Annotated in this window: 23 protein-coding genes; 12 read left to right on the top strand and 11 right to left on the bottom strand. The window is 70.8% G+C overall.

Annotated features, from left to right (window positions below):
• The first annotated feature begins 34 nt into the window (after window positions 1-34).
• A complete protein-coding gene (locus tag ACFT32_RS25620; protein ID WP_382493493.1) occupies window positions 35-388 on the top strand; it encodes a cytidine deaminase in 354 nt (117 codons plus the stop codon).
• 185 nt (window positions 389-573) lie between these two features.
• Window positions 574-1,050 (top strand): hypothetical protein, encoded by a 477-nt coding sequence (locus tag ACFT32_RS25615; protein WP_382493491.1) that lies wholly within the window; start codon window positions 574-576, stop codon window positions 1,048-1,050.
• A 22-nt stretch (window positions 1,051-1,072) separates the two neighbouring features.
• Here the strand turns inward: ACFT32_RS25615 and ACFT32_RS25610 are convergent, their stop codons facing one another.
• Both ACFT32_RS25610 and ACFT32_RS25605 read right to left on the bottom strand, forming a co-directional pair.
• Window positions 1,073-1,411 carry a P-II family nitrogen regulator gene (locus tag ACFT32_RS25610; protein WP_382493488.1) on the bottom strand — a complete coding sequence of 113 codons (339 nt, stop codon included), beginning with the start codon at window positions 1,409-1,411 and terminating at the stop codon, window positions 1,073-1,075.
• Window positions 1,408-2,718: an ammonium transporter gene (locus ACFT32_RS25605; RefSeq protein WP_382493485.1), complete on the bottom strand. Its 1,311-nt coding sequence runs from the start codon at window positions 2,716-2,718 to the stop codon at window positions 1,408-1,410. The genes ACFT32_RS25610 and ACFT32_RS25605 overlap by 4 nt, the downstream gene beginning before the upstream one ends.
• Window positions 2,719-2,890: 172 nt before the next feature.
• Here ACFT32_RS25605 and era point away from each other — a divergent pair, with 172 nt between their 5' ends.
• On the top strand, window positions 2,891-3,853 hold the full coding sequence (era, locus tag ACFT32_RS25600) for a GTPase Era (protein ID WP_382493482.1): 963 nt from the start codon (window positions 2,891-2,893) through the stop codon (window positions 3,851-3,853).
• 15 nt (window positions 3,854-3,868) lie between these two features.
• Here era and ACFT32_RS25595 read toward each other — a convergent pair whose 3' ends face one another.
• The 6 genes from ACFT32_RS25595 to ACFT32_RS25570 all read right to left on the bottom strand — a co-directional run bounded on the left by ACFT32_RS25595 (window position 3,869) and on the right by ACFT32_RS25570 (window position 8,964).
• The gene (locus tag ACFT32_RS25595; RefSeq protein ID WP_382493479.1) at window positions 3,869-5,695 is read right to left on the bottom strand and encodes an ABC transporter ATP-binding protein; all 1,827 of its coding nucleotides are present in this window, start codon (window positions 5,693-5,695) and stop codon (window positions 3,869-3,871) included.
• Complete coding sequence (locus ACFT32_RS25590) at window positions 5,673-6,146, bottom strand: lasso peptide biosynthesis B2 protein (protein WP_382493476.1); 474 nt, start codon at window positions 6,144-6,146, stop codon at window positions 5,673-5,675. Before ACFT32_RS25590 ends, ACFT32_RS25595 begins: the two co-directional genes overlap by 23 nt.
• Window positions 6,143-6,469 carry a lasso peptide biosynthesis PqqD family chaperone gene (locus tag ACFT32_RS25585; RefSeq protein WP_382493473.1) on the bottom strand — a complete coding sequence of 109 codons (327 nt, stop codon included), beginning with the start codon at window positions 6,467-6,469 and terminating at the stop codon, window positions 6,143-6,145. Before ACFT32_RS25585 ends, ACFT32_RS25590 begins: the two co-directional genes overlap by 4 nt.
• Window positions 6,450-8,291 carry a lasso peptide isopeptide bond-forming cyclase gene (locus ACFT32_RS25580; RefSeq protein WP_382493470.1) on the bottom strand — a complete coding sequence of 614 codons (1,842 nt, stop codon included), beginning with the start codon at window positions 8,289-8,291 and terminating at the stop codon, window positions 6,450-6,452. Before ACFT32_RS25580 ends, ACFT32_RS25585 begins: the two co-directional genes overlap by 20 nt.
• A gap of 83 nt (window positions 8,292-8,374) precedes the next feature.
• The gene (locus ACFT32_RS25575) at window positions 8,375-8,488 is read right to left on the bottom strand and encodes a keywimysin-related RiPP (protein ID WP_107092234.1); all 114 of its coding nucleotides are present in this window, start codon (window positions 8,486-8,488) and stop codon (window positions 8,375-8,377) included.
• Window positions 8,489-8,616: 128 nt separating this feature from the next.
• Complete coding sequence (locus ACFT32_RS25570) at window positions 8,617-8,964, bottom strand: ATP-binding protein (RefSeq protein ID WP_382493467.1); 348 nt, start codon at window positions 8,962-8,964, stop codon at window positions 8,617-8,619.
• Window positions 8,965-9,301: 337 nt separating this feature from the next.
• On the opposite strand from ACFT32_RS25570, the gene ACFT32_RS25565 reads away from it, so the two are divergent.
• From ACFT32_RS25565 to ACFT32_RS25555, 3 genes are read left to right on the top strand one after another with little or no spacing between them, the layout of a single operon-like run.
• Window positions 9,302-10,174, top strand: a complete 873-nt coding sequence (locus tag ACFT32_RS25565) for a helix-turn-helix domain-containing protein (RefSeq protein ID WP_382493465.1) — start codon at window positions 9,302-9,304, stop codon at window positions 10,172-10,174.
• Complete coding sequence (locus ACFT32_RS25560; protein WP_189723446.1) at window positions 10,171-10,422, top strand: DUF397 domain-containing protein; 252 nt, start codon at window positions 10,171-10,173, stop codon at window positions 10,420-10,422. Before ACFT32_RS25565 ends, ACFT32_RS25560 begins: the two co-directional genes overlap by 4 nt.
• 50 nt (window positions 10,423-10,472) lie before the next feature.
• Complete coding sequence (locus ACFT32_RS25555; protein ID WP_382493462.1) at window positions 10,473-11,285, top strand: SAM-dependent methyltransferase; 813 nt, start codon at window positions 10,473-10,475, stop codon at window positions 11,283-11,285.
• Here ACFT32_RS25555 and ACFT32_RS25550 read toward each other — a convergent pair.
• The 3 genes from ACFT32_RS25550 to ACFT32_RS25540 are packed head-to-tail and all read right to left on the bottom strand — an operon-like array spanning window position 11,275 to window position 14,012.
• Window positions 11,275-12,606: a GH1 family beta-glucosidase gene (locus ACFT32_RS25550; protein ID WP_382493459.1), complete on the bottom strand. Its 1,332-nt coding sequence runs from the start codon at window positions 12,604-12,606 to the stop codon at window positions 11,275-11,277. The genes ACFT32_RS25555 and ACFT32_RS25550 overlap by 11 nt on opposite strands.
• A 57-nt stretch (window positions 12,607-12,663) precedes the next feature.
• Window positions 12,664-12,930 (bottom strand): protealysin inhibitor emfourin, encoded by a 267-nt coding sequence (locus ACFT32_RS25545; RefSeq protein WP_184592473.1) that lies wholly within the window; start codon window positions 12,928-12,930, stop codon window positions 12,664-12,666.
• A gap of 20 nt (window positions 12,931-12,950) precedes the next feature.
• Window positions 12,951-14,012, bottom strand: coding sequence for a M4 family metallopeptidase (locus ACFT32_RS25540; RefSeq protein ID WP_382493456.1), 1,062 nt, complete (start codon window positions 14,010-14,012; stop codon window positions 12,951-12,953).
• A 343-nt stretch (window positions 14,013-14,355) separates the two neighbouring features.
• Between ACFT32_RS25540 and leuA the strand changes: the two genes are divergently transcribed.
• The 6 genes from leuA to ACFT32_RS25510 all read left to right on the top strand — a co-directional run bounded on the left by leuA (window position 14,356) and on the right by ACFT32_RS25510 (window position 22,475).
• Window positions 14,356-16,077, top strand: coding sequence for a 2-isopropylmalate synthase (gene leuA, locus ACFT32_RS25535; RefSeq protein ID WP_382493453.1), 1,722 nt, complete (start codon window positions 14,356-14,358; stop codon window positions 16,075-16,077).
• A 199-nt stretch (window positions 16,078-16,276) separates the two neighbouring features.
• Window positions 16,277-17,419 (top strand): RNA-guided endonuclease InsQ/TnpB family protein, encoded by a 1,143-nt coding sequence (locus ACFT32_RS25530; RefSeq protein WP_382493451.1) that lies wholly within the window; start codon window positions 16,277-16,279, stop codon window positions 17,417-17,419.
• Window positions 17,420-17,581: 162 nt separating this feature from the next.
• Window positions 17,582-18,280: a TerB family tellurite resistance protein gene (locus ACFT32_RS25525; protein ID WP_382493448.1), complete on the top strand. Its 699-nt coding sequence runs from the start codon at window positions 17,582-17,584 to the stop codon at window positions 18,278-18,280.
• A 154-nt stretch (window positions 18,281-18,434) separates the two neighbouring features.
• A complete protein-coding gene (locus tag ACFT32_RS25520; protein WP_382493445.1) occupies window positions 18,435-20,525 on the top strand; it encodes an MMPL family transporter in 2,091 nt (696 codons plus the stop codon).
• 43 nt (window positions 20,526-20,568) lie between these two features.
• Complete coding sequence (locus tag ACFT32_RS25515; protein WP_382493442.1) at window positions 20,569-21,816, top strand: sensor histidine kinase; 1,248 nt, start codon at window positions 20,569-20,571, stop codon at window positions 21,814-21,816.
• Complete coding sequence (locus tag ACFT32_RS25510; RefSeq protein WP_382493439.1) at window positions 21,813-22,475, top strand: response regulator; 663 nt, start codon at window positions 21,813-21,815, stop codon at window positions 22,473-22,475. Before ACFT32_RS25515 ends, ACFT32_RS25510 begins: the two co-directional genes overlap by 4 nt.
• Window positions 22,476-22,491: the final 16 nt, after the last annotated feature.

The following is a 22,491-nucleotide window of genomic DNA, read 5'->3' as shown; positions in this document are numbered from 1 at the left end:
CCGGGCCGGGGCGGCCGCTACGTATGCTCGGATCATGACCGACAGCAGCGCGCTCGACCCCGAGGACCGCAAGATCGTCACCCTGGCCCGTTCCGCGCGGGCCCGCAACGGCGTGCCCGAGGGGGCGGCCGTACGGGACGAGACCGGACGTACGTATGTCGCGGGGACCGTGGCCCTCGACTCCCTGAAGCTCAGTGCCCTGCAGACGGCGGTGGCGATGGCGGTGGCCTCGGGGGCGACGTCCCTGGAGGCGGCGGCGGTCGTGACCGAGGCGGAGACCGCGGCCGCGGAGGACCGGGCGGCGGTACGGGACCTCGGCGGCGCGGGGACGCCGGTGTTGGTGGCCGGGCCCGACGGGACGGTCAGGACCACCGTGACCGCTGGTTGACGGGTTGGCCGAACTTCGATGTAACCGGCGGTAATTAGGCCAGATTTCAACCTTGCCGCCGCCTGCCCCACACGCATCAATGGAACCGTCAGTTCCGACGGACCGTCAGGTTCGACTCTCGGCAGTGTGTCCGCATCCATGTGCCGAGCGGTCCACCCCCCCCACGGAAACGGAGCCGGAATCCCATGAGATGCAAGCGAATCGGAGCAGGTGCGGCACTGGCGGCCGGGGCCCTCGCGGTCAGCGGGCTCGCCTTCGCCCCCGCGGCGCTCGCCGTCACCCCCCAGACGGCGACGATCAGCGCGGACTGCGGCACCTTCGGCAGTGGCGAGGCCACGCTCACGGCCACGCAGAACGGCACGGCCGCCACCGTCACCGTCAAGTCCTCGGCGATCACCGCGCCGATCGCCCTGGGCGCGGACTCGATCGCGTCCTCGCTCACCCTGGTGAAGTCCGGCGGCGGCACCGTCGTCTTCGCCGGTACGGAGAATCCGGCGATGGCCGCCGGTGCCCCCGTCGAGGTCGGCCCCCTCAGCGGCACCGTGGCCTCCGGCGACAGCCTGGAGGCCTTCGGCGGCTCGCTGAAGATGACCGTCTTCGGCATCACCATCACCTGCACGGCGACGGGGCCGCAGTCGCCGGGCCCGTTCGTGTTCGACTGATCCCGGCCGGGCCGGGCGCGACCTACAGCGCGTCCGGCCCGCGCTCGCCCGTCCGCACCCGTACGACGGTGTCGACGGGCAGCGACCACACCTTCCCGTCGCCGATCTTGCCGGTGTGCGCGGCCCTCACGACCGCGTCGATGACCGCCTCGGCGTCCGCGTCCTCGACGACGACCTCGATACGGACCTTGGGCACCAGGTCCACCTGGTACTCGGCGCCGCGGTACACCTCGGTGTGGCCGCGCTGCCGGCCGTAGCCGCTGGCCTCGCTCACGGTCAGGCCGTGCACGCCGAGCTCCTGCAGGGCGTTCTTGACCTCGTCGAGGCGGTACGGCTTGACGATCGCGGTGATGAGCTTCATGCCTGGGGGGTGACCTTCTGGGCGTGGGGGACGACGGAGGAGGAGACCGGGGCGCCGTGGCCCAGGACCCCGTGATCGTAGGCCGTCTCGGCGTGCACCGTAAGGTCCAGGCCGGTCCGCTCCTGCTCCTCGCTCGCGCGGAAGCCCATCGTGACGTCGATCAGCTTGCCGATGCCGTACGTCACGGCGAACGCGTACACCGCCACCACGACCACGGCCACCACCTGCTTGCCGAGCTGGGCGAGGCCGCCGCCGTAGAGGAGGCCCTCGGCGCCGCCGGTCATCGAGTCGACGGCGAAGACGCCGATGAGGAGCGTGCCGATGACACCGCCGACCAGGTGGACGCCGACGACGTCGAGGGAGTCGTCGTAGTCGAGCTTGAACTTCCAGCCGACGGCGTAGGAGCAGACGGCGCCGGCGGTGAGGCCGACGACCAGGGCGCCGAGCAGGGAGACCGAGCCGCAGGACGGGGTGATGGCGACCAGGCCCGCGACCGCGCCGGACGCGGCGCCCAGGGTGGTGGGGTGGCCGTCGCGCTTCTGCTCGACGAAGAGCCAGCCGAGCAGGCCGGTGCAGCCCGCGGCGAGGGTGTTGAGGAACGCGGCGGCCGCGAGGCCGTTGGCGCCGAGGGCGGAGCCGGCGTTGAAGCCGAACCAGCCGAACCAGAGCAGACCGGCGCCCAGCATCACCATGGGCAGGTTGTGCGGGCGCATGGAGTCCTTCTTGAAGCCCAGGCGCGGGCCCAGGACCAGGCACAACGCGAGCCCGGAGGCGCCGGAGACGATCTCGACGGGCAGACCGCCGGCGAAGTCCAGGGCACCCAGCTTGTCGAGGATCCAGCCACCCGGGCCCCACACCCAGTGCGCGACCGGAACGTATACGAGCAGCGCCCACACCGGTACGAAGACCAGCCACGCCCCGAACTTCGCCCGGTCGGCGACCGCGCCGCTGACCAGCGCGGCCGTGATGATCGCGAAGGTGAGCTGGAAGGTGGCGAAGAGGAGGGTGGGGACGGTCCCCTGGACGCTGTCCGGGCCGAGGCCGCTCATGCCGATGTGCTCGAGGCCGCCGATCAGCCCGCCCGCGGCGTCCTCGCCGAAGGTGAGGGAGAACCCGGCCGCCAGCCACACCACCGTCACCAGGGCGATCGACACGAAGCTCATCATCAGCATGTTGAGCACGCTCTTCGTACGGACCATGCCGCCGTAGAAGAGGGCCAGGCCGGGAGTCATCAGCAGAACGAGGGCGGTGGCGGCGAGCAGCCAGGCGGTGTCGCCGGTGTCGGCGCTTGCGGCGGCCAAGGACACGGTGTCTCCAACGGGGTGGGGCTCCGGGGGCTCGTCAGAGGTTCACCGGCGTCCGTTTCCGGTTGCGTACGGGTGTGTTTCCGTGACGTTTCGTTGCGTGAGGGTTTCCGGGAGCTCACGGGCCGGGCGGCGTTCGGGCGCCTGTGCGGCGGGGGTCTGTGGATCAGGGAGAATGGGCGCCATGAGCGTTCGTACCCAGTCATCCGAAGAGTCGGCCGAAGCTGTCCACAGGGCTGGCTTCGCCTGCTTCGTGGGCCGTCCCAACGCGGGCAAGTCCACCCTCACGAATGCTCTGGTCGGCCAGAAGGTGGCGATCACGGCGAACCAGCCGCAGACGACGCGGCACACCGTGCGGGGCATCGTGCACCGCCCGGACGCGCAGTTGATCCTGGTCGACACCCCGGGACTGCACAAGCCGCGCACGCTCCTGGGCGAGCGGCTGAACGACGTCGTGCGCACGACGTGGGCCGAGGTGGACGTGATCGGCTTCTGTCTGCCGGCGAACGAGAAGCTCGGCCCCGGCGACCGCTTCATCGCGAAGGAACTGGCGTCCATCAAGAAGACGCCGAAGATCGCGATCGTCACCAAGACCGACCTGGTGGACGGCAAGACGCTCGCCGAGCAGCTCATCGCGATCGACCAGCTCGGCAAGGAGCTCGGCTTCGAGTGGGCGGAGATCGTCCCGGTGTCGGCGGTCGGCGACCAGCAGGTGAACCTGCTGGCCGACCTGATCGTCCCCCTCCTGCCGGAGGGCCCGGCGCTCTACCCCGAGGGCGACCTGACCGACGAGCCCGAGCAGGTCATGATCGCGGAGCTGATCCGGGAGGCCGCGCTGGAGGGCGTCCGCGACGAGCTGCCGCACTCCATCGCCGTGGTCGTCGAGGAGATGCTGCCCCGCGAGGACCGGCCCGCCGACAAGCCCCTGCTCGACATCCACGCCTTCGTCTACATCGAGCGCCCCAGCCAGAAGGGCATCATCATCGGCCCCAAGGGCAAGCGCCTGAAGGAGGTCGGCATCAAGTCCCGCAAGCAGATCGAGGCGCTGCTGGGTACGCCGGTCTTTCTCGACCTCCATGTGAAGGTCGCGAAGGACTGGCAGCGGGATCCCCGGCAGTTGCGCAAGCTGGGTTTCTGAGGGCCGGCTTCTCGGTCATCCGGCTCCGCCCTTCAGGTCTGCCGTGCGCGGCACGCGGAGATCCCCGGGCTGCTGGGCGCGGAGGAGCGACCTGTAGTGCTCACTGCTGTCGAGGAGCTCCCCGTGGCTGCCCGTGGCGACGACCTGGCCGGCGTCGAGGACGACGATCAGGTCCGCGGCGCGGATGGTCGACATGCGGTGCGCGATCACCAGCAGCGTGCACTCGCGCGCCGTTTCCCGCATCGACCTGCGCAGCGCCGCTTCGCTGACCGCGTCCAGATGGGCGGTCGGCTCGTCCAGCAGGAGCAGGCGCGGCCGGGCCAGCAGGGCCCGGGCGATCGCGATCCGCTGGCGCTCGCCGCCGGAGAGCGCCATGCCGTGCTCCCCGGCGTCGGTCTCCAGCCCCTCCGGCAGTCGGGCGATCAGGTCCGTGAGGTGTGCCAGCTCGACCACCCGGTCCAGCTCCTCCGGCCCGGCGTCCGGAACGGCGTAGGTCAGGTTCTCCCGCAGCGTGCCGTACAGCACCGGGGCATGCTGTTCCACCAGACCGACCCGGGCCCGGTGTTCGGCTCGGCCGGTCTCCCGTATGTCACGGCCGCCGAAGAGGATGTGGCCGCGGTCCGGGTCGTAGAACCGCTCGATCAGCGCGAACACGGTGGACTTGCCGACTCCCGAGCTGCCGATCAGGGCGACATGGGAGTGCTTCGGCGCTTCGAAGGTCACGCCGCGCAGGACGGGGCGTCGTGGTTCGTAGCCGAACCACACGTCGCGGAACTCCAGCGCGGGCGGTGGCGGCCGGGCGCTGCCGCCGGCCGCCGGGCCGGCCGCCGGAGCCCCGGCTGCTGACACGGCGTCCTGCTCCGCGGGCAGCTCGAGCACTTCCGTGACCCTGCGGTACGCCCCGACGCCTTGCTCCATGGTGCTGAGCGACTGGAAGAGCATGCCGATCGGCTCCACCAGGTAGATCATGTACAGCAGGAAGGCGGCGAGGTCGGCGACGGACCCCTGCCGGTCGGCGACGCGCACGCCGCCGATGAGCAGCACGACGACGAACGATCCCTTGACGGCCAGTTGGATCGCCGGTGCCACCACGGCGTCCAGCTTCGCCATGCGCACGCTTCCCACGTAGGCCGATCTGGCTCCCCCCGCGATGCGGTCGGTCTCGCGCTGCTCGGCGCGGTTGGCCCGGACGGTGCGGATGGCACCGAGCGCGCGCTCCAGATCAGCGGTCATCGCGCCCGTCGCCCGCTGCGTGAACAGCGACGCCACCTCGATGCCGTGCAGCACCGAGACGACGATCACGGCGGCGATCGCCACCATGCCCAGCACGACAAGGAACATCAGCCAGTCGAGCCAGATCATCAGCACCACGATGCCGATCAGTCCGATCGCACCCGTGATCGCTTCGGTGAATCCCTCCGCGACGAGCAGCCGCAAGGTCGTGCTGTCGGTGCTGGTGCGCGAGATCAGGTCGCCGATGCGGTGGCGGTCGTAGACGGCCATGGGCAGCCGCAGCACGTGCTTGATCAGGCCGAGCCGGATGCCCAGGACGATTCCTTCGCCCGTGCGGGCCAGGACGAACTGGGCGAGGCCCTGCACCAGCGCCTGGGCGAGGAAGAGGACGACGAGCAGGGCCAGGGCGGGGCCGATCGCGGTGCCGGACGCGGTCGACTCGATCACGCGCTTGACCAGCAGCGGCTGGGCCAGGCTCAGAGCCGAGGCCCCGAGTGTCAGCAGGACGGCGAGGGCGACCCACCGCCGGTGGCCGTGCAGCAGGCGCAGAAATTCCCACGGGGCGGTCCGGCTCCGCTCCACGGTCTCATCCGTCGCGTCGGGCTTCATGGACCACGGCCTCGCGGCTGACGGAACCAGGGGCGCAGGGCACGGTGAACAGAGGGCGGAAGTAGTCGGGCGGGTGGTTCTCTCCCACCGGCACTCCTTCCGCCTCCACCCAGGCGTGCGCACCGAAGGGCGGCAGACGCCGCGCGCCCACGCACCAGGTCGGCCACTGGCCGTGCAGGCGGCACAGCAGGATGGTGGCCAGGGACCGGGGCAGGCACCCTTCCCGCCCTCCGCACGCCAGGCTGACGGCGACGACGGAGTCCCGGGCGGAGCGGGTCTGTTCGAGGGTGGCCGGACGGGCGCCCCGGCGCAGCCACTCCAGCACCGTCCTGATGCGCCGTGGGCGTCGGTGGGCCAGCAGCCGCGCGGCGCCGACGGCGAGCCGGACCGGGATCCGGCGCCGCAGGGGCACCGAACGCGGGTCGTGGAAGATCGCCTCCGGCGAGGTCATCGCCGACTCCTCCCCGCCCGTCGGCCGCGTCCGTGCGGCCATCGGCCGTGCGCCCCACGGCCGGAGTCGTCCTCGCCCAGGCCTGCCGAACGCAGCTCGCCGACCAGCTCCCGGACGTCCCGCTGCGCGGTGCCGATGTCCACCGCGTACTCCTCGCTGAGCTTGCGCGCGGCAGCTGCTTCGGTGCCGCCGTCCAGCAAGGTCCGCAAGGTGAGGGCGGCGCTGGGATTGAGCGTCCAGTACTGGTCGCGGTCCTCGTCGAGGAGCGCGATTCCGTAGTCCGTCTCTGCCGTGAACACACCCTCACGCAGCTTGAATGCCATCGGCCCTCTCCAGCTCCAGTGTGCGGAGCCACAGCTCGCACACCACGGTCTGGTACAGCGCGTCGAACGGCAGGGTCGGGGGCAGCGGCCGACCGCACGTCTCGCGCAACACCTCCGCGTCGATCAAGCCCGCCCGGGCCAGCCGGGAGTCCTCGCACAGGGCCAGCAATTCGCCACGCTGCTCCCGCATCCCGGCCTCCGCCTCGTACGAGCCCTCGTCCTTGGTGTGGCGGGTCAGGCTCTCGTCGGGAACGATGCCGCGCATCGCCTCGACGATGAGCGGTTTGTACCGCCAGGGGGAGATCCTGTCCTGCGGCCGTACCGCCAGGCCCGCTTCGATCACGCGGTCGTCGTAGTAGGGCGCGGCGAGGGTGAGCCCGGTGCGGGTGGCCAGCTGCCCCACCTGCCTGACCATGCGGGCGTTGTTTCCCATGGCCTCCAGCTCGATGTGCTGTCCGCGCCGCTCGGCCAGTGGTTCGGCGGTACGCGCCGCGGTGCGGATCAGCTCTCGTACGGCCTCGACGGCGTCCGGTGCCGCCCATGGGGGGAGCCGCGGTGGCGTCCCCCAGTCCAGCGCGGGCGCCTCCAAGGGGGGTGGTACGTCGGTGAGCAGCTCGCCGGCTCGGGCGAGCCAGGCGCGGTAGGAACTGTTGTCCCACAGCTGCCGGAGCGTTTCCCGATACGGCCACGGGCCCTGGGCGGCGAAGCCGCGCAGGCGCTGCCACGCGGTCCTGGGGTGGGTTCGTATCAGCGTGTGCAGATGCGCGGGTGAACCGGCGAGCAACTCGTCCCCGCCGAAGCCCGTCAGGTGCATGCGGGAGCCCCGTGCCGCGGCCAGCCGTGGAATGACCAGACAGCGGCTGGGATGCATCATCGCCGGGCACGGCTCGTCGAAGCGTTCGTCCACCTCCCGAAGGCCCTCGAACACCATCGGCAACCGGTCTCCGGCGATGACGTGGTGTCCGACGCCGCCCAGTCCCGCGACCGTCCGGCGGGCCCAGGTCACGTCGTCGCACAGGGGGTCGAGGCCGTCGGCGGTGTAGGCGATGACCTTCGCCGTGCCGCGTGCGGCCAGAGCACACACCGAGGTCGAATCCAGCCCGCCCAGGTCGCAGCTCACCAGGTCCCGTCCCCGGACGCGGACCTCCACCGCCGTCGAGAGCGCCTCCCGCAACGCCGGCGCGCCCTCGGCCATCGGCACCACCGGCTCGGGAGGGGCCCACCATGCGACGGGCCGTCCCCGGCCGTCGGTGTCGAGCGCCAGGTAGTGGCCGATTCCCACGGTGCTCACCTCTCGCCACACCGGCTCGCCGGCCAGCGGGTGGGGGGCGCACGGATTCAGCAGGCGGGCCGCCAGGCGCTGCTCGTCGACGTCCGCGTGGAGCAGGGCGGCCAGGACGTCGGCCCGGTCCGCGGCCACGGTGGCGTCACCGATCCTGGCGTGGAACACCCGGCGAAAGCCGGTGAGGCTGCCCTGGACACGCACCCGTCCGGTGACCGAGGCGATCAGATGGGAACTCCCGGCCATGCCACGGGCCAGACCGTCCAGGCCGGAGAGGGTGTCGACGCGGCCGGCCGCGAAGCCGAGCCGGTCGGGGGTGATGGCGTGTTCACCGACGACTGCGATCTTCGTCCGGCCCGCCTCGCCGACGGCCAGGGCATCGATGGCCCAGCGGCCGAGCAGCCACGGCCGTCCCGATGGGTGGCTGACCTCCTGGACCCTCCGGGTGCGGAGCGCGGCAGCCACCCGGGCCGCCGAAGCGCAGTCCGGAAGGACGACCAACCAGCCCGGCCCCTCGCCGGAATCAGGAGAATCGACCATGCCGGTGCTTTCCTGATCTGGGCGGCAGGACTTGATGCCCTACCGCCACCTGGAGATCTCGCGCCGGTGGAACAACCGGCGGATCAGAAGAACCTCCTCCGGAAGAACCAGAACCGTTCCGGTCCGGCCCTGAAGCCGAGACCGGTCTTGCGGAATGAGCCGACCGCGGTCAGCGTCGGACGCTCGTAGGTGCGCATGTCGTTGCACCTCCTGAACTGCGCGCGTCGCTATCGGTTATCTACTCCACAATAGCCACTAGTGCTATCAAATGACCAAAATGTCCAGCTCTGTTGTTGATTCAATCTTCAGGACACAGTGCATCGCGTCATAACGCCGTCGCCAGGCTCGCCCAGACCGCGTTGCCGCCCGTGAGGGGTGAGCGGACGATTCCCCAGCTGTCGGCTATCTCGCGGACGAGCAGGAGCCCGCGGCCGTGCTCGTCGTCGGGGCCGGGGCGGCAGTCGGGGATGCCGCGGCCCGTCAGGTCGCCGTCGTGCACCTCCAGCCGGAAGCGGTCGTTCGCCACCCGCGCGACGCCGCAGAGTATCCGCTCACTGAGCGTGTGCAGCACGGCGTTGGTCACCAACTCGGACACGAGCAGGACGGCGTTCGCGCACACCTCGTCGGGCACCTGCCACGAGGTCAGCCGTGCTTGCGTGTCATGACGGGCCACTCTGACGCTGGTCCGGTGGGGCGGTAGTTCCAGCCATTGCGTACGGCCCGGGCGCACCGCGTCCGGGAACCGGGGGGTGGAAGTCGTGTGGGGGGACACGGCGGTCGCCTTCCGTGGGGGGTGGGAAGGGGCGAGGCGGACAACGGACCGGCCGGAAAAGGGGAGTGGGGGGTTCCGGCGCCCTGGTCACACAAGTAACTATGCTCGCAGAGCAGTTCACGCTGCAACCATCTCCCTGATAATTTCAAACGGAACGCATCGCACCGCTCCGTGGTCCGACAGGACGATCAAGTCCCCGCCCGCCCTGCGCCGATGACGAACCCTCAGGAGGTACGGCGTGAACGACGCGCGATCAGGCACCGGCGCCGGCGCACCCACCGTTCTCCGCATGATTCTCGGCCGGAGGCTCCAGGAAGCCCGGCAGAGCGCGGGCCTCTCGCTCGACGACGCGGCCAAGACCCTGCGCGTGACACCGCTGACCATCCGCCGCCTGGAAAAGGCCGAGGTCGGCCTGAAGATCCTCTACGTCGAGAAGCTGCTGGAGACCTACGGCGCCGGCCGTCAGGAGATCGACGAGTTCGTCACCCTGGCCGAGCGGGCCAACGAGCCCGGCTGGTGGCACCCGTACCGCGATGTGATGCCGTCCTGGTTCACCGCCTACGTGAGCCTGGAGACCGGCGCCAGAACGCTGCGCACCTATGAGCCGCAGTACGTCACCGGCCTGCTCCAGACGCCCGGGTACGCGCGTGCCGTGCTGGGCGGGGGCTTCCCGAACGACGACGAGGAGGACCTCCAGCGGCGCGTGGAGCTGCGGCTGCGCCGCCAGAGCCTGCTCACCAGACAGGACGCGCCCACGCTCTGGGTCGTCATGGAGGAGGCCGTGCTGCACCGCGTGGTGGGCGGCCCCGAGGTGATGCGGGAGCAGATCGACCGGCTCCTGGAGGCGTCCGAGCTGGAGCACGTCAGCGTCGACATCGTGCCGTTCGCCGCGGGCGCCCACGTCGGGGCGTGCGCGCCGTTCACCTACTTCCGGTTCGAGGAGCGGGAGCTGCCCGACATCGTCTACAGCGAGCTCCTCTCCGCCTCCGTCTACCTCGACCAGCGGGCCGACGTCGTGGCTCATCTGGAGGCGCACAACCGGCTGTCTCTGAAGACCTCGTCCGCGGACAGCAAGGCGCTGTTGAACCGCATGCGGAAGGAGTACGCATGACCATCGCCGAGGGCACCGTCTACAACGGGATGCCCGCGTCGGACCTGGGGGAGCAGGGCTGGGAACGGCCCTGGAGCGGTCCGAACGGGGGGCAGTGCGTGGAGGCCAAGCAACTCGCCGACGGCCGCGTGGCGGTCCGGCAGTCCACGGATCCGGCCGGTCCCGCGCTGATCTACACGCCCGAGGAGATCACCGCGTTCGTCGCGGGGGTCAAGCAGGGCCTCGCCGACCATCTGACGGCTCACTGAAGCCCCACTGAGCCGGACTCGCACCACCACCCCCCACCGAGAGGCACAGCATGACCCAGTCGCAGGCCGCGCGGGACATAGACACCAGCAGGCCCCACTCCGCCCGCATGTACGACTACTACCTCGGCGGCAAGGACCACTTCGAGGTCGACAAGCAGGCCGCCGAACGGGTCGCCGAGGCCTACCCCGCCATCTTCGTGTGCGCCCGCGAGAACCGGGCCTTCATGCACCGGGCCACCCGGGTCCTCGCGCGCGAGCACGGCATCCGCCAGTGGCTGGACATCGGCACCGGCATCCCCACCGAGCCCAATCTGCACCAGGTGGCCCAGTCCGTGGTCCCCGACGCCCGGGTGGTCTACGCCGACAACGACCCCCTCGTCCTCAAGTACGCCGAGCGCCTGATGCGCAGCTCCGCCGAGGGCCGCACGACGTACATAGAGGCGGACGTCAACGACCCCCAGACGCTGCTGAACGCGCCCGCGCTGGCCGAGATCCTGGACCTGAGCCGCCCGGTCGCGCTGTCCCTCAACGCCCTGATGCACTTCGTCACCGACGCCCAGGACCCCTACGGCATCGTGCGCCGCCTGCTGGACGTCCTGCCCTCGGGCAGCGCCCTGGCGCTGAGCCACTGCACGCCCGACTTCGACGCCCCCACCTGGCAGAAGGTCACCGACATCTACACCACGGCCGGGACGCCGGTGCAGTTCCGCTCCCAGGCCGATGTCGCCCGCTTCTTCGACGGCCTTGACCTGCTGGAGCCGGGCGTCGCCGTCGGCCACCGCTGGCGCCCGGACCCCACCGACGGCGACACCCCGACGGACGCCGAGGTCAGCCTGTGGACCGGCGTGGGCATCAAGCCGTAGCGCCCGCAGCGTCCTGCGCCTTCAGCAGCTCCCGGTACCAGCGGTACGACGACTTCGGGGTCCGCTCCTGGGTCTCGAAGTCGACATGGACCAGGCCGAAGCGGCGTGCGTAGCCCTCCGCCCACTCGAAGTTGTCGAGCAGGGACCAGACGAAGTAGCCGCGCACGTCGACGCCCGCCTCCAGCGCCCGGTGCAGGGCGCGGACATGGCCGTCCAGGTAGGTGATGCGATCCTGGTCGTCGAGGCCCGGGTACGAGCAGCCGTTCTCGGTGATGACGACGGGCGGGAGCCGGTCGCCGTAGCGCTCGCGGAACGTCGTGAGGAGTTCGGTGAGGCCCTCGGGTACGACCGGCCAGCCGAAGTCCGTGACCGGGTGACCCGCGATCTCCCTTACGGAGAAGGGCAGTTCGGCGGGCATGGAGACGCCGCCGAACTCGATCTCCGTGCCCTGCGGAGCGCCCACCCGGGTCGGCGCGTAGTAATTGACGCCGTACCAGTCGACCGGCTCGGCGATCACCTTCAGATCGGCCTCGACGTCCCCGGGCATCAGCTCGCCGATGCCGTCCGGGTACCGGCCCAGCAGCAGCGGGTCCGCGAAGAGGCGGTTCAGCAGCAGGTCGTAGAACTCGGCCGCCTCCACGTCCGCCGCCTCGGTCGACGCCGCCCAGGTCGGGCCGTGCGAGTTGGCGACGCCGATGTCCGTGGCGCCCGAGGCGCGCAGGGCCCTTACGGCCAGGCCGTGGGCCAGCAGCTGGTGATGAGCGACCGGCAGCGCGTCGAACAGCAGCTTCCTGCCCGGTGCGTGCACGCCCAGGGCGTGGCCCAGCAGGGTGTGCTCGGCGGGCTCGTTCAGGGTGATCCACTTCGTGACCCGGTCACCGAGCCGGTCGGCGACCAGGGACACGTACTCGGCGAAGCGGGCGGCCGTGTCCCTCTCCAGCCAGTCCAGGTCCGCCGGCAGGTCCCAGTGGAACAGGGTCGGCACCGGGCGGACGCCCGCCGCGCACAGGTCGTCGACCAGCCGGTCGTAGAAGTCCAGGCCCTTCTCGGAGCGCACCCGCGGCCAGGAGACCGAGAAGCGGTACGCGTTCACGCCCAGCTCCGCCAGCAGCGCCACGTCCTCGCGGTGGCGGTGGTAGTGGTCGCAGGCCACCGCCGCCGTCGAGCCGTCCTTCACCCGTCCCGGCTCGGCCGTGAAGGCATCCCACACGGACGGCTCGCGCGCGTCCGCAGCGCCCTCGATCTGGTGCGCCGAGGTCGACACGCCCCAGAGGAAACCGGCCGGGAAACGGGGAATCGGGTTGCCTGCGTCAGTCACCATGCGCGGATCATCCGTACCGGCGGTAACTCAAGTCAACAGGCCGCCGCCCAGGACCTGTTACGCGCCCTCCTTGAGGACCCGCGAGATCAGCTTGCGCTGCTCGTCCGTCAGCCGGGGGTCCGAGCAGTAGACCGTCTTGCCGTCCACCGTGATCTGGTAGCTGAAACCGTCCGGCACCCCGATCGGCGGAGTGCCCCGGCCGGCGGCCACCGCCTGCTCGGCCAGGGCGTGCCATTCGGCGGCATCGGGGCGGCCCGAGGTGTCCACCTCGGCATGCCGCTCGATGCCCGCGAACCCGCCTGTGCGCCTCACCTGAATCCGCATGGCACCTGTCTAGTACGGAACTACAGGGTCCGCACCCCGACCTGCTCCCAGGCCTTCGAGACGGCGTCCAGTTCCTCGCCGTCGCCGAAGCGCTCCCGCGCGGCCTTGACGGTGAGCGTGGCGAAGTCGGTGAACATCGCCTGCTCCTTCAGCTCGCCGCCGGTCAGCACGTCGTACCAGACCTGTCCCGCGCGCTCCCAGGCGTGGCCGCCGAGGGCCGTGGCCGCGAGGTAGAAGGCGTGGTTGGGGATGCCCGAGTTGATGTGGACACCGCCGTTGTCGCGGCCGGTGCGGACGAAGTCGTCCATGGTCCCGGGCTGCGGGTCCTTGCCGAGGACGTCGTCGTCGTACGCCGTCCCCGGCTCCTTCATGGAGCGCAGCGCCACGCCCGTCACCCGCGGGGCGAGCAGGCCCGCGCCGATCAGCCAGTCGGCCTCGGCGGCGGTCTGGCCGAGCGTGTACTGCTTGATCAGCGCGCCGAAGACATCCGACACGGACTCGTTCAGCGCACCGGGCTGGCCGAAGTAGGTGAGGTTCGCGGTGTACTGCGTGACGCCGTGGACGAGTTCGTGGCCGATGACGTCGATGGGGATGGTGAAGTCGAGGAAGATCTCCCCGTCGCCGTCCCCGAAGACCATCTGCTCGCCGTTCCAGAAGGCGTTGTTGTAGTCGCGGTCGTAGTGCACGGTCGCGTCCAGCGGCAGGCCGTTCCCGTCGATCGAGTCGCGCTGGTACGCCGTGAGGAGCAGCTCGAAGGTGGCGCCGAGGCCGGCGTAGGCGCGGTTGACCGTGGCGTCCTTGCCGGGCTTGTCGCCCTCGCCGCGGACCTTGTGTCCGGGCAGGTCGGTGCCGTGCCGGGCGTCGTGGATCGTGCGCTGCGGCTTGCCGTCGGCGACCGAGGCGACGGCACTCGCGCCGATGACCGTGGTCAGGCGGCGCTGGGTGCGCTCGAAGGCGTCACGCTGGAGGGTGCGGCGGGCCGGGCCGGCCAGCGCGGGGTCCTCGGCCTGGGCGAGCTTGTCGAGGACATGGGGCGGAACGATGGTGCAGAAGACGGGCTCGAAGCCCCCGTGAGTCGTCATGCCTGGCACCTTTGCACTGCGTGACGAGCCTGTCACCGGTCGCCACCATGATTGGTGAAATACGCGGACAAGCGACTTCACGCTCCGTGATTGAGTGGTATGGCGGTGGTATAGCGAAGTGGCATAGCGCACTTTTTATCCTGTATGTGAGCCCGGTCCCGCATACTGATACGGATCCGCACACCTGGAGGGCCTCGGCTAGCATGCTGCGCATCATGCGTTTCGGGCTGCTTCTCCTTAGCTGCCGCGGCGAGGGCCTGTAGTCGAGGCCGACCCCCTCCCCGCGGAGCTTGGTGCTGCGTCGTCGGCCGTCCTTCCGGACATCCTGAGGAGCCCCCGCATCATGGCGAACCGCCAGCAGCCCAGCACCATGCCGATCCGCAAGTACGGCCGCTACGAGCAGGTCGACATCCCGGACCGCACCTGGCCGTCCAACCGGATCACCACCGCCCCCCGCTGGCTCTCCACCGACCTGCGCGACGGCAACCAGGCCCTGATCGACCCCATGTCGCCGGCCCGCAAGCGCGCCATGTTCGACCTGCTGGTCAAGATGGGCTACAAGGAGATCGAGGTCGGCTTCCCGGCCTCCGGCCAGACCGACTTCGACTTCGTGCGCTCCATCATCGAGGAGCCCGGGGCCATCCCCGACGACGTCACCATCTCCGTGCTGACCCAGGCCCGCGAGGACCTCATCGAGCGGACCGTGGAGTCCCTGAAGGGCGCCAAGCGCGCCACGGTCCACCTGTACAACGCCACGGCCCCCGTCTTCCGCCGGGTCGTCTTCCGCGGCTCCAAGGACGACATCAAGCAGATCGCGATCGACGGCACGCGGCTGGTCATGGAGTACGCGGAGAAGCTGCTGGGCCCGGAGACGGAGTTCGGCTACCAGTACAGCCCCGAGATCTTCACGGACACCGAGCTGGACTTCGCGCTGGAGGTCTGCGAGGCGGTCATGGACGTCTGGCAGCCCGGCCCGGGCCGCGAGATCATCCTCAACCTGCCGGCGACCGTCGAGCGCTCCACGCCCTCCACCCACGCCGACCGTTTCGAGTGGATGGGCCGCAACCTGACCCGTCGCGAGCACGTGGTCCTCTCCATCCACCCGCACAACGACCGCGGCACGGCCGTCGCCGCCGCCGAGCTGGCCCTGATGGCCGGCGCCGACCGCGTCGAGGGCTGCCTGTTCGGACAGGGCGAGCGCACCGGCAACGTCGACCTGGTCACCCTGGGCATGAACCTCTTCTCCCAGGGCGTCGACCCGCAGATCGACTTCTCCGACATCGACGAGATCCGTCGTACGTGGGAGTACTGCAACCAGATGGAGGTCCACCCGCGCCACCCGTACGTGGGCGACCTGGTCTACACGTCCTTCTCCGGCTCCCACCAGGACGCCATCAAGAAGGGCTTCGACGCCATGGAGGCCGACGCGGCCGCCAAGGGCGTCACCGTCGACGACATCGAGTGGGCGGTACCCTACCTGCCGATCGACCCCAAGGACGTCGGCCGCTCCTACGAGGCGGTCATCCGGGTCAACTCGCAGTCCGGCAAGGGCGGTATCGCGTACGTCCTGAAGAACGACCACAAGCTGGAACTGCCGCGCCGGATGCAGATCGAGTTCTCCAAGCTCATCCAGGCGAAGACGGACGCCGAGGGCGGCGAGGTCACGCCGAAGGCCATCTGGGGGGCCTTCGAGGACGAGTACCTGCCCAACCCCGAGAACCCGTGGGGCCGGCTCCAGGTCAAGAACAACCAGTCGACCACCGACACCGACGGCGTGGACACACTGAAGGTGGAGGCCACGGTCGACGGCCAGGACACCGTGCTGACCGGCTCGGGCAACGGCCCGATCTCGGCGTTCTTCGACGCGCTGCAGTCCGTCGGCATCGACGTACGGCTGCTGGACTACCAGGAGCACACGATGAGCGAGGGCGCCTCCGCGCAGGCCGCCTCCTACATCGAATGCGCCATCGACGACAAGATCCTGTGGGGGATCGGAATCGACGCGAACACGACGCGCGCCTCTCTGAAGGCGGTCGTCTCGGCCGTCAACCGCGCGACGCGCTGACCAGTCGTAGCGGGATTGCGGGCCTTGCGTGCCGTCTGACGGCACGCAAGGCCCGTTCTTTCTCCTCCGGCGGGGAGGCCCCGGCGACCATTGGCGCCCAAGGGGATGTCAACACGTGTACCCGTGATCGCTGGTGGGGGTGATAGAGCGTGATCGGAGGCACGCGTGTGCGGTTCTCGGGCATACCTACCGACTGCGTGTGTCGTCCAGAGCCCGCGCCGCGCTGGAGGCGGAGTGGGATCGCTGTCGGTGGGTCTGGAACGAGTGTGTTGCCCGCTCCCGGAAGACCCAGCAGGACAGCGAGGCGTGCGGGGCCGCCCTGCTGGACAAGATGCTGACCAAGGCACGCGCCGTCACCGCGTGGCTCTCAGACGGCTCCTCGGTGTCACAACAGCAGGTCATCCGAGACTTCGGCAAGGCTCGCGCGAAGGCGCTCAAGGACATCAGGGAGCGCCTGCCGCAGTGTCGGCGGGCCGGGATGCCCACACACAGGAAGAAGCGCGACGCGCTGCCGACACTGAACTACACCAGGCGCGGTTTCCGTCTCAGGAGCAGTCGCCTGCACCTCGCGGGCGGCATCGTGCTCAGCGTGGTGTGGTCACGGGACCTGCCAGCCGCACCATCCTCCGTCCGGGTGTACCGCGACAGCCTGGGCCACTGGTACGCCTCGTTCGTCGTACCCGTCCAGCTTGAGCCGCTGGCCGGCACCGGTGCGGTGATCGGGGTGGATTGGGGCGTGCGGCAGACTGCCACAACCACGTCTGACGCCCACGACCTGCCCCACCCCGAGCACGGCAGGAAGGCGCGAGCGAAGCTGAGTCGGTACGACCGGATGATGGCCCGCCGCAAACCCGACAAGGGGCAGGCTGCTTCGAAGGGCTACCGTGAGGCGAAGAAGCTGCGGGCGAAGACGTACCAGAAGGTCGCCCGGCAGCGGCAGGACACCGCCCGCAAGTGGGCCAAGCGTGTCGTGGCCGACCACGACACGATCGCTGTGGAGGACTTCCGTCCGAAGTTTCTCAGCCAAACCAGCATGGCGCGCAAGGCTGCCGACGCGGCGATCGGTTCCGCCAAGCAGGCATTGCTGGAGATGGGCCGCAAGCACGGGCGCGACGTGCGCCTGGTACATCCCGCGCACACCACCATGGACTGCGCATCGTGCGACGCGAGAACCAAGCACGCACTGCCGCTGTCGGAACGCACTTACACCTGCACCGCGTGCGGAGCCGAATCCCCCAGGGACAAGAACTCCGCACGTGTGATGCTCGTCCGGGCTGGTCTGAACCCGGCTGGTGCTGAGGGCATAGGACCTCCTGGAGTGCTGCTCCAGGAGGCGGCCTGAGCCAGGGATCCCTTCCTCTCAGGGAGGGGAGCAGTCAAATACCGGCCAATCCCTGTGAGGGTCACGGAAAGGTCTCCTCCGGGGTGCTGACTCCTCCTCATGGATGTGGCTAACATCACGCAAGCGCGGCGACGCTGCCGTGCGGCGTGACGGAGGTGCGACGTGCTGCCAGGACGGGGACGAAACGGCCATGCCGCCAGGTTTTCGAGCATCCTGGGCACCCGTATCGCATGGACCGCGGCCGGTGACGGGGAGTTCTTCTGCCCCGGCTGCGGCGGCGACCGCAACTACCAGCGGCTGACCGGACAGCGCCGCTTCACCCTGCTGGGCCTGCCCGTGCTGCCGCGCGGCGAGACCGGCCCGGTGGTGGAGTGCGCCGCCTGCCGCCGCCACTTCGGCACGGACGTCCTCGACCATCCGACGACCATCCGCTTCTCCGCGATGCTCCGCGACGCCGTGCACACCGTCGCCCTCGCGGTACTGGCGGCGGGCGGTGCCGGTTCCCGTACGGCACTGGAGGCGGCCGTGCTGGCCGTGCGCGCGGCCGGCTTCGACGACTGCACGGAGGAGCAGCTGGCCGCCCTCGTCGAGGCGCTGGAGGCGGACACCGGCCGGATCTCCGGCGAGCCCTGCGGTGCGGGGCTGGCCATAGAGCTCCACGAGGCACTGGACCCGCTCGCCCCGCACCTCGCCACCGTGGGCCGCGAATCGATCCTGCTCCAGGGTGCCCGCATCGCCCTGGCGGACGGGCCGTACACCCCGGCCGAGCGGGACGTCCTCGCGACGGTGGGGGCGGCGCTGACCATCTGCTCGGACGACGTGACCCGGCTGCTGGCGGCCGCCGCCCGTACGCCGTCGTAGGACACGTCGCCGCGATACTCCCCGGGGAGTAACCGGCGGCCCGTGCCGCCCCGGGCAGTACCCCTCAACTCGGCCTCGCGCCCGACGAACCCGTCGCCGCGTGCCGGGAGTCTGGAGAGCGTTCCAGACACCCGACGCGGAGGGAGCCCGGCTGATGGGGGACACAAGGACACGTACGGGGCGACGGCGGGCCGTGCCCTGGGCGGTGGTGGGGCTGTGGCTGGCCGCGCTCGTACTGCTCGGGCCGCTCGCCGGGAAGTTCGCCGGCATCCAGCAGAACCGCGCGGTCGACTATCTGCCCGACAGTGCCGACTCCACCCAGGTGGCCCGCGTCCAGGACCGGCTGCCCGGCGGGGAGTCGACCGACCTGGTGCTCGTGTACCACCGGGACGGCCCTCTGACCGACGCCGACCGGCGCACCGCCGCCGAGCAGATCGCCGAGGTGAGCGGCGCCTACGATCTGACGGGTGGCGAGGTGCGGGGCGTCCCGTCCGAGGACGGTTCCACCCTGATGTACCCGGTCTCCAGCACCCAGCCGGGCCAGGACGAGGAGGCCCGGGACGCCTTCGTCGACGGGGTGCGCGACATCGCCGAGGGCGGCGGCGGGCTGAGTGTCGAGGTCGGCGGGCCGGGGGCGCTGAACACCGATATGAACAAGGTGTTCGGGACGCTCGATGCCACGCTGCTGCTCGCCACGCTCGGTGTCGTCACCGTGCTGCTCGTCCTCATCTACCGCAGCCCCTTCCTGTGGCTGGTCCCGCTCGCCGTCGCGGGCGTCGCCGCCGCCACGGCGATGGCCGCCGGGTACGGGCTGCACGAACTGTTCGACGTCACCGTCACCGGCCAGAGCGGCGGTGTGATGACCGTGCTGGTCCTCGGCGCCGGCACCGACTACGCGCTGCTGATCGTCTCCCGCTACCGCGAGGAACTGCGGCGCCACGAGCGGCCGTACGACGCCATGCGCACCGCACTGCGCGGCTGCGGACCGGCCGTCCTCGCCTCCTCGGGGACCGTCGCGGCCGGGCTGCTGTGCCTGCTCGCCGCCGACCTCAACAGCAGCAGCGGCATGGGGCCGGTCGGCATGGTCGGGGTGCTCGCCGCGCTGGTCGCCATGACGACCCTGCTGCCCGCGGTGCTGGTCCTGCTCGGGCGGCGCGTCTTCTGGCCGCTCATCCCCGCGTTCGGGAGTGAGCCGAAGGCCCGGCGCTCGCTGTTCGCCGCGATGGGCACCTCGGCGACGCGCCGGCCCGCCCTGGTGCTGGTCGGTGGGGGCGTGCTGCTGGGTGCCCTCGCGCTCGGCATGCTCAATCTGACCGGCAGCATCAAGCAGGAGGACTCGTTCACCGAGCGGCCCGAGTCGATCACCGCGATGCAGACGCTGGCCCGGGAGTATCCCGAGCGGAGCAGCCGGCCCGTGACGGTCATGGCGCCCGAGGGGCGGGCCGAGGCGGTGGCGGAGCGGGCCCGTGAGACCGACGGGGTCGCCGAGGTGGTTCCCGGGCGGAGTGGTTCCGGGTGGACGGAGATCGCCGTCTTCACGACCGCCGCGCCCGAGACGCCGTCGGAGACCCGGACCATCGAGGCGTTGCGGGCCGGGCTGGATCCTCAGGGTGCGTATGTCGGCGGGCCCAGCGCCCAGCAGATCGACCTGGCCGACAGCGAGTCCAGGGACCGCAAGGTGGTCGTGCCGTTGGTGCTCGTCTCGGTGTTCGTCATCCTGGTCGGCCTGTTGCGCAGCCTCGTCGCGCCGTTGCTGCTGCTGGCGGCGGTGGTCGCGGTGTGGGGTGCGGCGCTGGGCATCGGCGGGCTGGTGTTCGAGCCGGTGTTCGGGTTCGGCGGTACGGATCCGGGGCTGGGGTTGCTGTCCTTTGTGTTCCTGGTCGCGCTGGGTGTGGATTACGGCATCTTCCTGATGCACCGGATGCGGGAGGAGTCCGTGCGGGGGGCCGAGCCGGAGGTGGCCGCGTTGACCGCGTTGCGGACGACGGGTGGGGTGATCGCCTCTGCGGGGGTTGTTCTCGCTGCGACGTTCGCTGTGCTGACGACCTTGCCGATGGTCGGGCTGGTGGAACTCGGGTTTGTCATCGCTGTGGGGGTGTTGCTGGATACGTTCCTTGTGCGTACGTATCTGGTGACCACGGCGAGTGTGCTGCTGCGGCGGCGGGTGTGGTGGCCGGGGAGGCTCTCGCGGGCACCGGAACTGCCTGTCGAGGCTGAGGCGGGGCGGGTCCGCAGCCCGGCGTAGCGGGGTGCCGCTGCGCCCACCCGTGCCGCCCTTAGCGGCATGCATGCCCGCAGTTGAGAGAGCCGAGGATGTGACTGTGCAGGCACCCACCACCGGTAGTCGGGTCATGGCCGCGATCAACCGTGACCCCCTGACCGCCCCGCACGCCCTCCGGAACGACGCCCTGCTCGCGGTCGCCGCCGCCGTGGTCGCCGTCGGGCTCGGGCTGCTCGGGGGTGACGGGGGCGGGCCCGATGCGCTGGGGTGGGTGCTGCTGGTCGCGTGCAACGTGCCGATCGCGTGGCGGCGGCGTCGGCCGTTGCTCGTGCTGCTCGGGGTCGTGGCCTGTGTCGCCCCGTACCACGCCCTCGACAACCCCCACTCCGCGCCGACCCCGGCCACGTACATCGCGCTCTACACCGTCGCCGTCACCGGCCGCCCGCTGCGTGCCGTCCTGGTCGGGGCCGGCACCCTCACCCTCTCGACCAGCACGATGCTCACCATCAACGCCCACGAGGCCCTGAGGATGCTGCAGATCTCGGGCTGGGTGGTCGCCGTGCTGTTCTGCGGCGTCGACGTGCGGTTCTACCGCCAGTACGTCGCCTCCATCGTGGAGCGGGCCGAACGCGCCGAACGGACAAGGGAGGAGGAGGCCCGGCGGCGGGTCGCCGAGGAGCGGCTGCGGATCGCCCGGGATCTGCACGACCTGCTCGCCCACAGCATCACCCTCATCGGCGTGCAGACCTCCGTCGCCGCCCATGTGCTGTCCGCCGACCCCGAGCGGCTCGACCGGGAGACGGTCGCCAAGGCCCTCGACGACATCGCCGAGACCTGCCGCAGCGCCCGCGGCGAACTCCGTACGACGCTGGAGGTGCTGCGCGAGCACGGCCCGCCGGAGGCCCGCGGCCCGCTGCCCGGCCTCGACGGCCTGCCCGATCTGGCTCGGGCCGCGCGGCTGGCCGGTGCCCGGGTCGAGCAGAACGTACGGATACGGCACGCGCCGCCCGCCGTCGGCGCCGCCGCCTACCGCATCGTGCAGGAGGCCCTGACGAACGCGGTGCGGCACGCGGGCCCCGGCGTCTCGGTCCGTGTGGAACTGGACGAGCGGCAGGGCGCCCTGCGTCTGTCGGTCAGCGACGACGGCACCGGGCCGGCCCCGGGCGGCACTCCGGGCTTCGGACTCGTCGGAATGCGGGAGCGGGCCCGCAGCGTGGGTGGCACACTCGACGCCGGACCGCGCCCCGGGGGCGGCTTCGAGGTGGCCGCGGTCCTGCCGCTGACCACGACGGGGAAGGGGAAGAGGACCGGATGACCATCCGCGTACTGATCGCGGACGACCAGACCCTGGTGCGGGAGGCGTTCGCGATGCTCGTGGAGTCGGCCCGCGACATGGAGGTCGTCGGCCAGGCCGCCACCGGCAGGCAGGCCGTGGAGCTGGCCCGCAGCGGGCGCGCCGACCTGGTGGTGATGGACATCCGCATGCCCGACCTGGACGGTATCGAGGCGACCCGGCTCATCGCGGCCGACGACGACCTCGCGGGCGTCCGCGTCCTGGTCCTCACCACCTACGACACCGACGAGTACATCGTGGACGCCCTGCGTGCCGGCGCCTCCGGGTTCCTGGTCAAGGACACCAGGCCGGCCGAACTCCTCGACGCCATCCGCACGGTCGCGGCCGGGGACTCCCTGCTGTCGCCCGGGCCCACGGCACGGCTGATCGAGCGGTTCCTGCGCAGCCCTTCGGCACCGGCGACCGGCGGGCCGGAGTGTCTGTCCGAGCGCGAGCGGGAGGTGCTGGCGCTGGTCGCGCGCGGCCTCAACAACACCGAGATCGCAGAGGTGTTGGGCCTGAGCCCGCTGACCGCGAAGACCCACGTCAGCCGCATCATGGGCAACCTGGCGGCGCGGGACCGGGCGCAGTTGGTCATCGTGGCGTACGAGTCGGGGGTCGTGACACCGGGGAACATCTGACGGACAGGCACCATCC

Source organism: Streptomyces sp. NPDC057002, assembly GCF_042673825.1.
GTDB lineage: Bacteria > Actinomycetota > Actinomycetes > Streptomycetales > Streptomycetaceae > Streptomyces.
The sequence above is the reverse complement of the archived record's forward strand: the minus strand, read 5'-3'. Positions and strand labels throughout refer to the sequence as shown.

Excerpts from the sequence above, each read along its gene's own strand:
- ACFT32_RS25620 (WP_382493493.1), top strand. The coding sequence starts at position 35 with ATGACCGACAGCAGCGCGCTCGACCCCGAGGACCGCAAGATCGTCACC.
- ACFT32_RS25615 (WP_382493491.1), top strand. The coding sequence starts at position 574 with ATGAGATGCAAGCGAATCGGAGCAGGTGCGGCACTGGCGGCCGGGGCC.
- ACFT32_RS25610 (WP_382493488.1), bottom strand. The coding sequence starts at position 1,411 with ATGAAGCTCATCACCGCGATCGTCAAGCCGTACCGCCTCGACGAGGTC.
- era (WP_382493482.1), top strand. The coding sequence starts at position 2,891 with ATGGGCGCCATGAGCGTTCGTACCCAGTCATCCGAAGAGTCGGCCGAA.
- ACFT32_RS25595 (WP_382493479.1), bottom strand. The coding sequence starts at position 5,695 with ATGAAGCCCGACGCGACGGATGAGACCGTGGAGCGGAGCCGGACCGCC.
- ACFT32_RS25590 (WP_382493476.1), bottom strand. The coding sequence starts at position 6,146 with ATGACCTCGCCGGAGGCGATCTTCCACGACCCGCGTTCGGTGCCCCTG.
- ACFT32_RS25585 (WP_382493473.1), bottom strand. The coding sequence starts at position 6,469 with ATGGCATTCAAGCTGCGTGAGGGTGTGTTCACGGCAGAGACGGACTAC.
- ACFT32_RS25580 (WP_382493470.1), bottom strand. The coding sequence starts at position 8,291 with ATGGTCGATTCTCCTGATTCCGGCGAGGGGCCGGGCTGGTTGGTCGTC.
- ACFT32_RS25575 (WP_107092234.1), bottom strand. The coding sequence starts at position 8,488 with ATGCGCACCTACGAGCGTCCGACGCTGACCGCGGTCGGCTCATTCCGC.
- ACFT32_RS25560 (WP_189723446.1), top strand. The coding sequence starts at position 10,171 with ATGACCATCGCCGAGGGCACCGTCTACAACGGGATGCCCGCGTCGGAC.
- ACFT32_RS25555 (WP_382493462.1), top strand. The coding sequence starts at position 10,473 with ATGACCCAGTCGCAGGCCGCGCGGGACATAGACACCAGCAGGCCCCAC.
- ACFT32_RS25550 (WP_382493459.1), bottom strand. The coding sequence starts at position 12,606 with ATGGTGACTGACGCAGGCAACCCGATTCCCCGTTTCCCGGCCGGTTTC.
- ACFT32_RS25545 (WP_184592473.1), bottom strand. The coding sequence starts at position 12,930 with ATGCGGATTCAGGTGAGGCGCACAGGCGGGTTCGCGGGCATCGAGCGG.
- ACFT32_RS25540 (WP_382493456.1), bottom strand. The coding sequence starts at position 14,012 with ATGACGACTCACGGGGGCTTCGAGCCCGTCTTCTGCACCATCGTTCCG.
- leuA (WP_382493453.1), top strand. The coding sequence starts at position 14,356 with ATGGCGAACCGCCAGCAGCCCAGCACCATGCCGATCCGCAAGTACGGC.
- ACFT32_RS25520 (WP_382493445.1), top strand. The coding sequence starts at position 18,435 with ATGGGGGACACAAGGACACGTACGGGGCGACGGCGGGCCGTGCCCTGG.
- ACFT32_RS25515 (WP_382493442.1), top strand. The coding sequence starts at position 20,569 with ATGCCCGCAGTTGAGAGAGCCGAGGATGTGACTGTGCAGGCACCCACC.
- ACFT32_RS25510 (WP_382493439.1), top strand. The coding sequence starts at position 21,813 with ATGACCATCCGCGTACTGATCGCGGACGACCAGACCCTGGTGCGGGAG.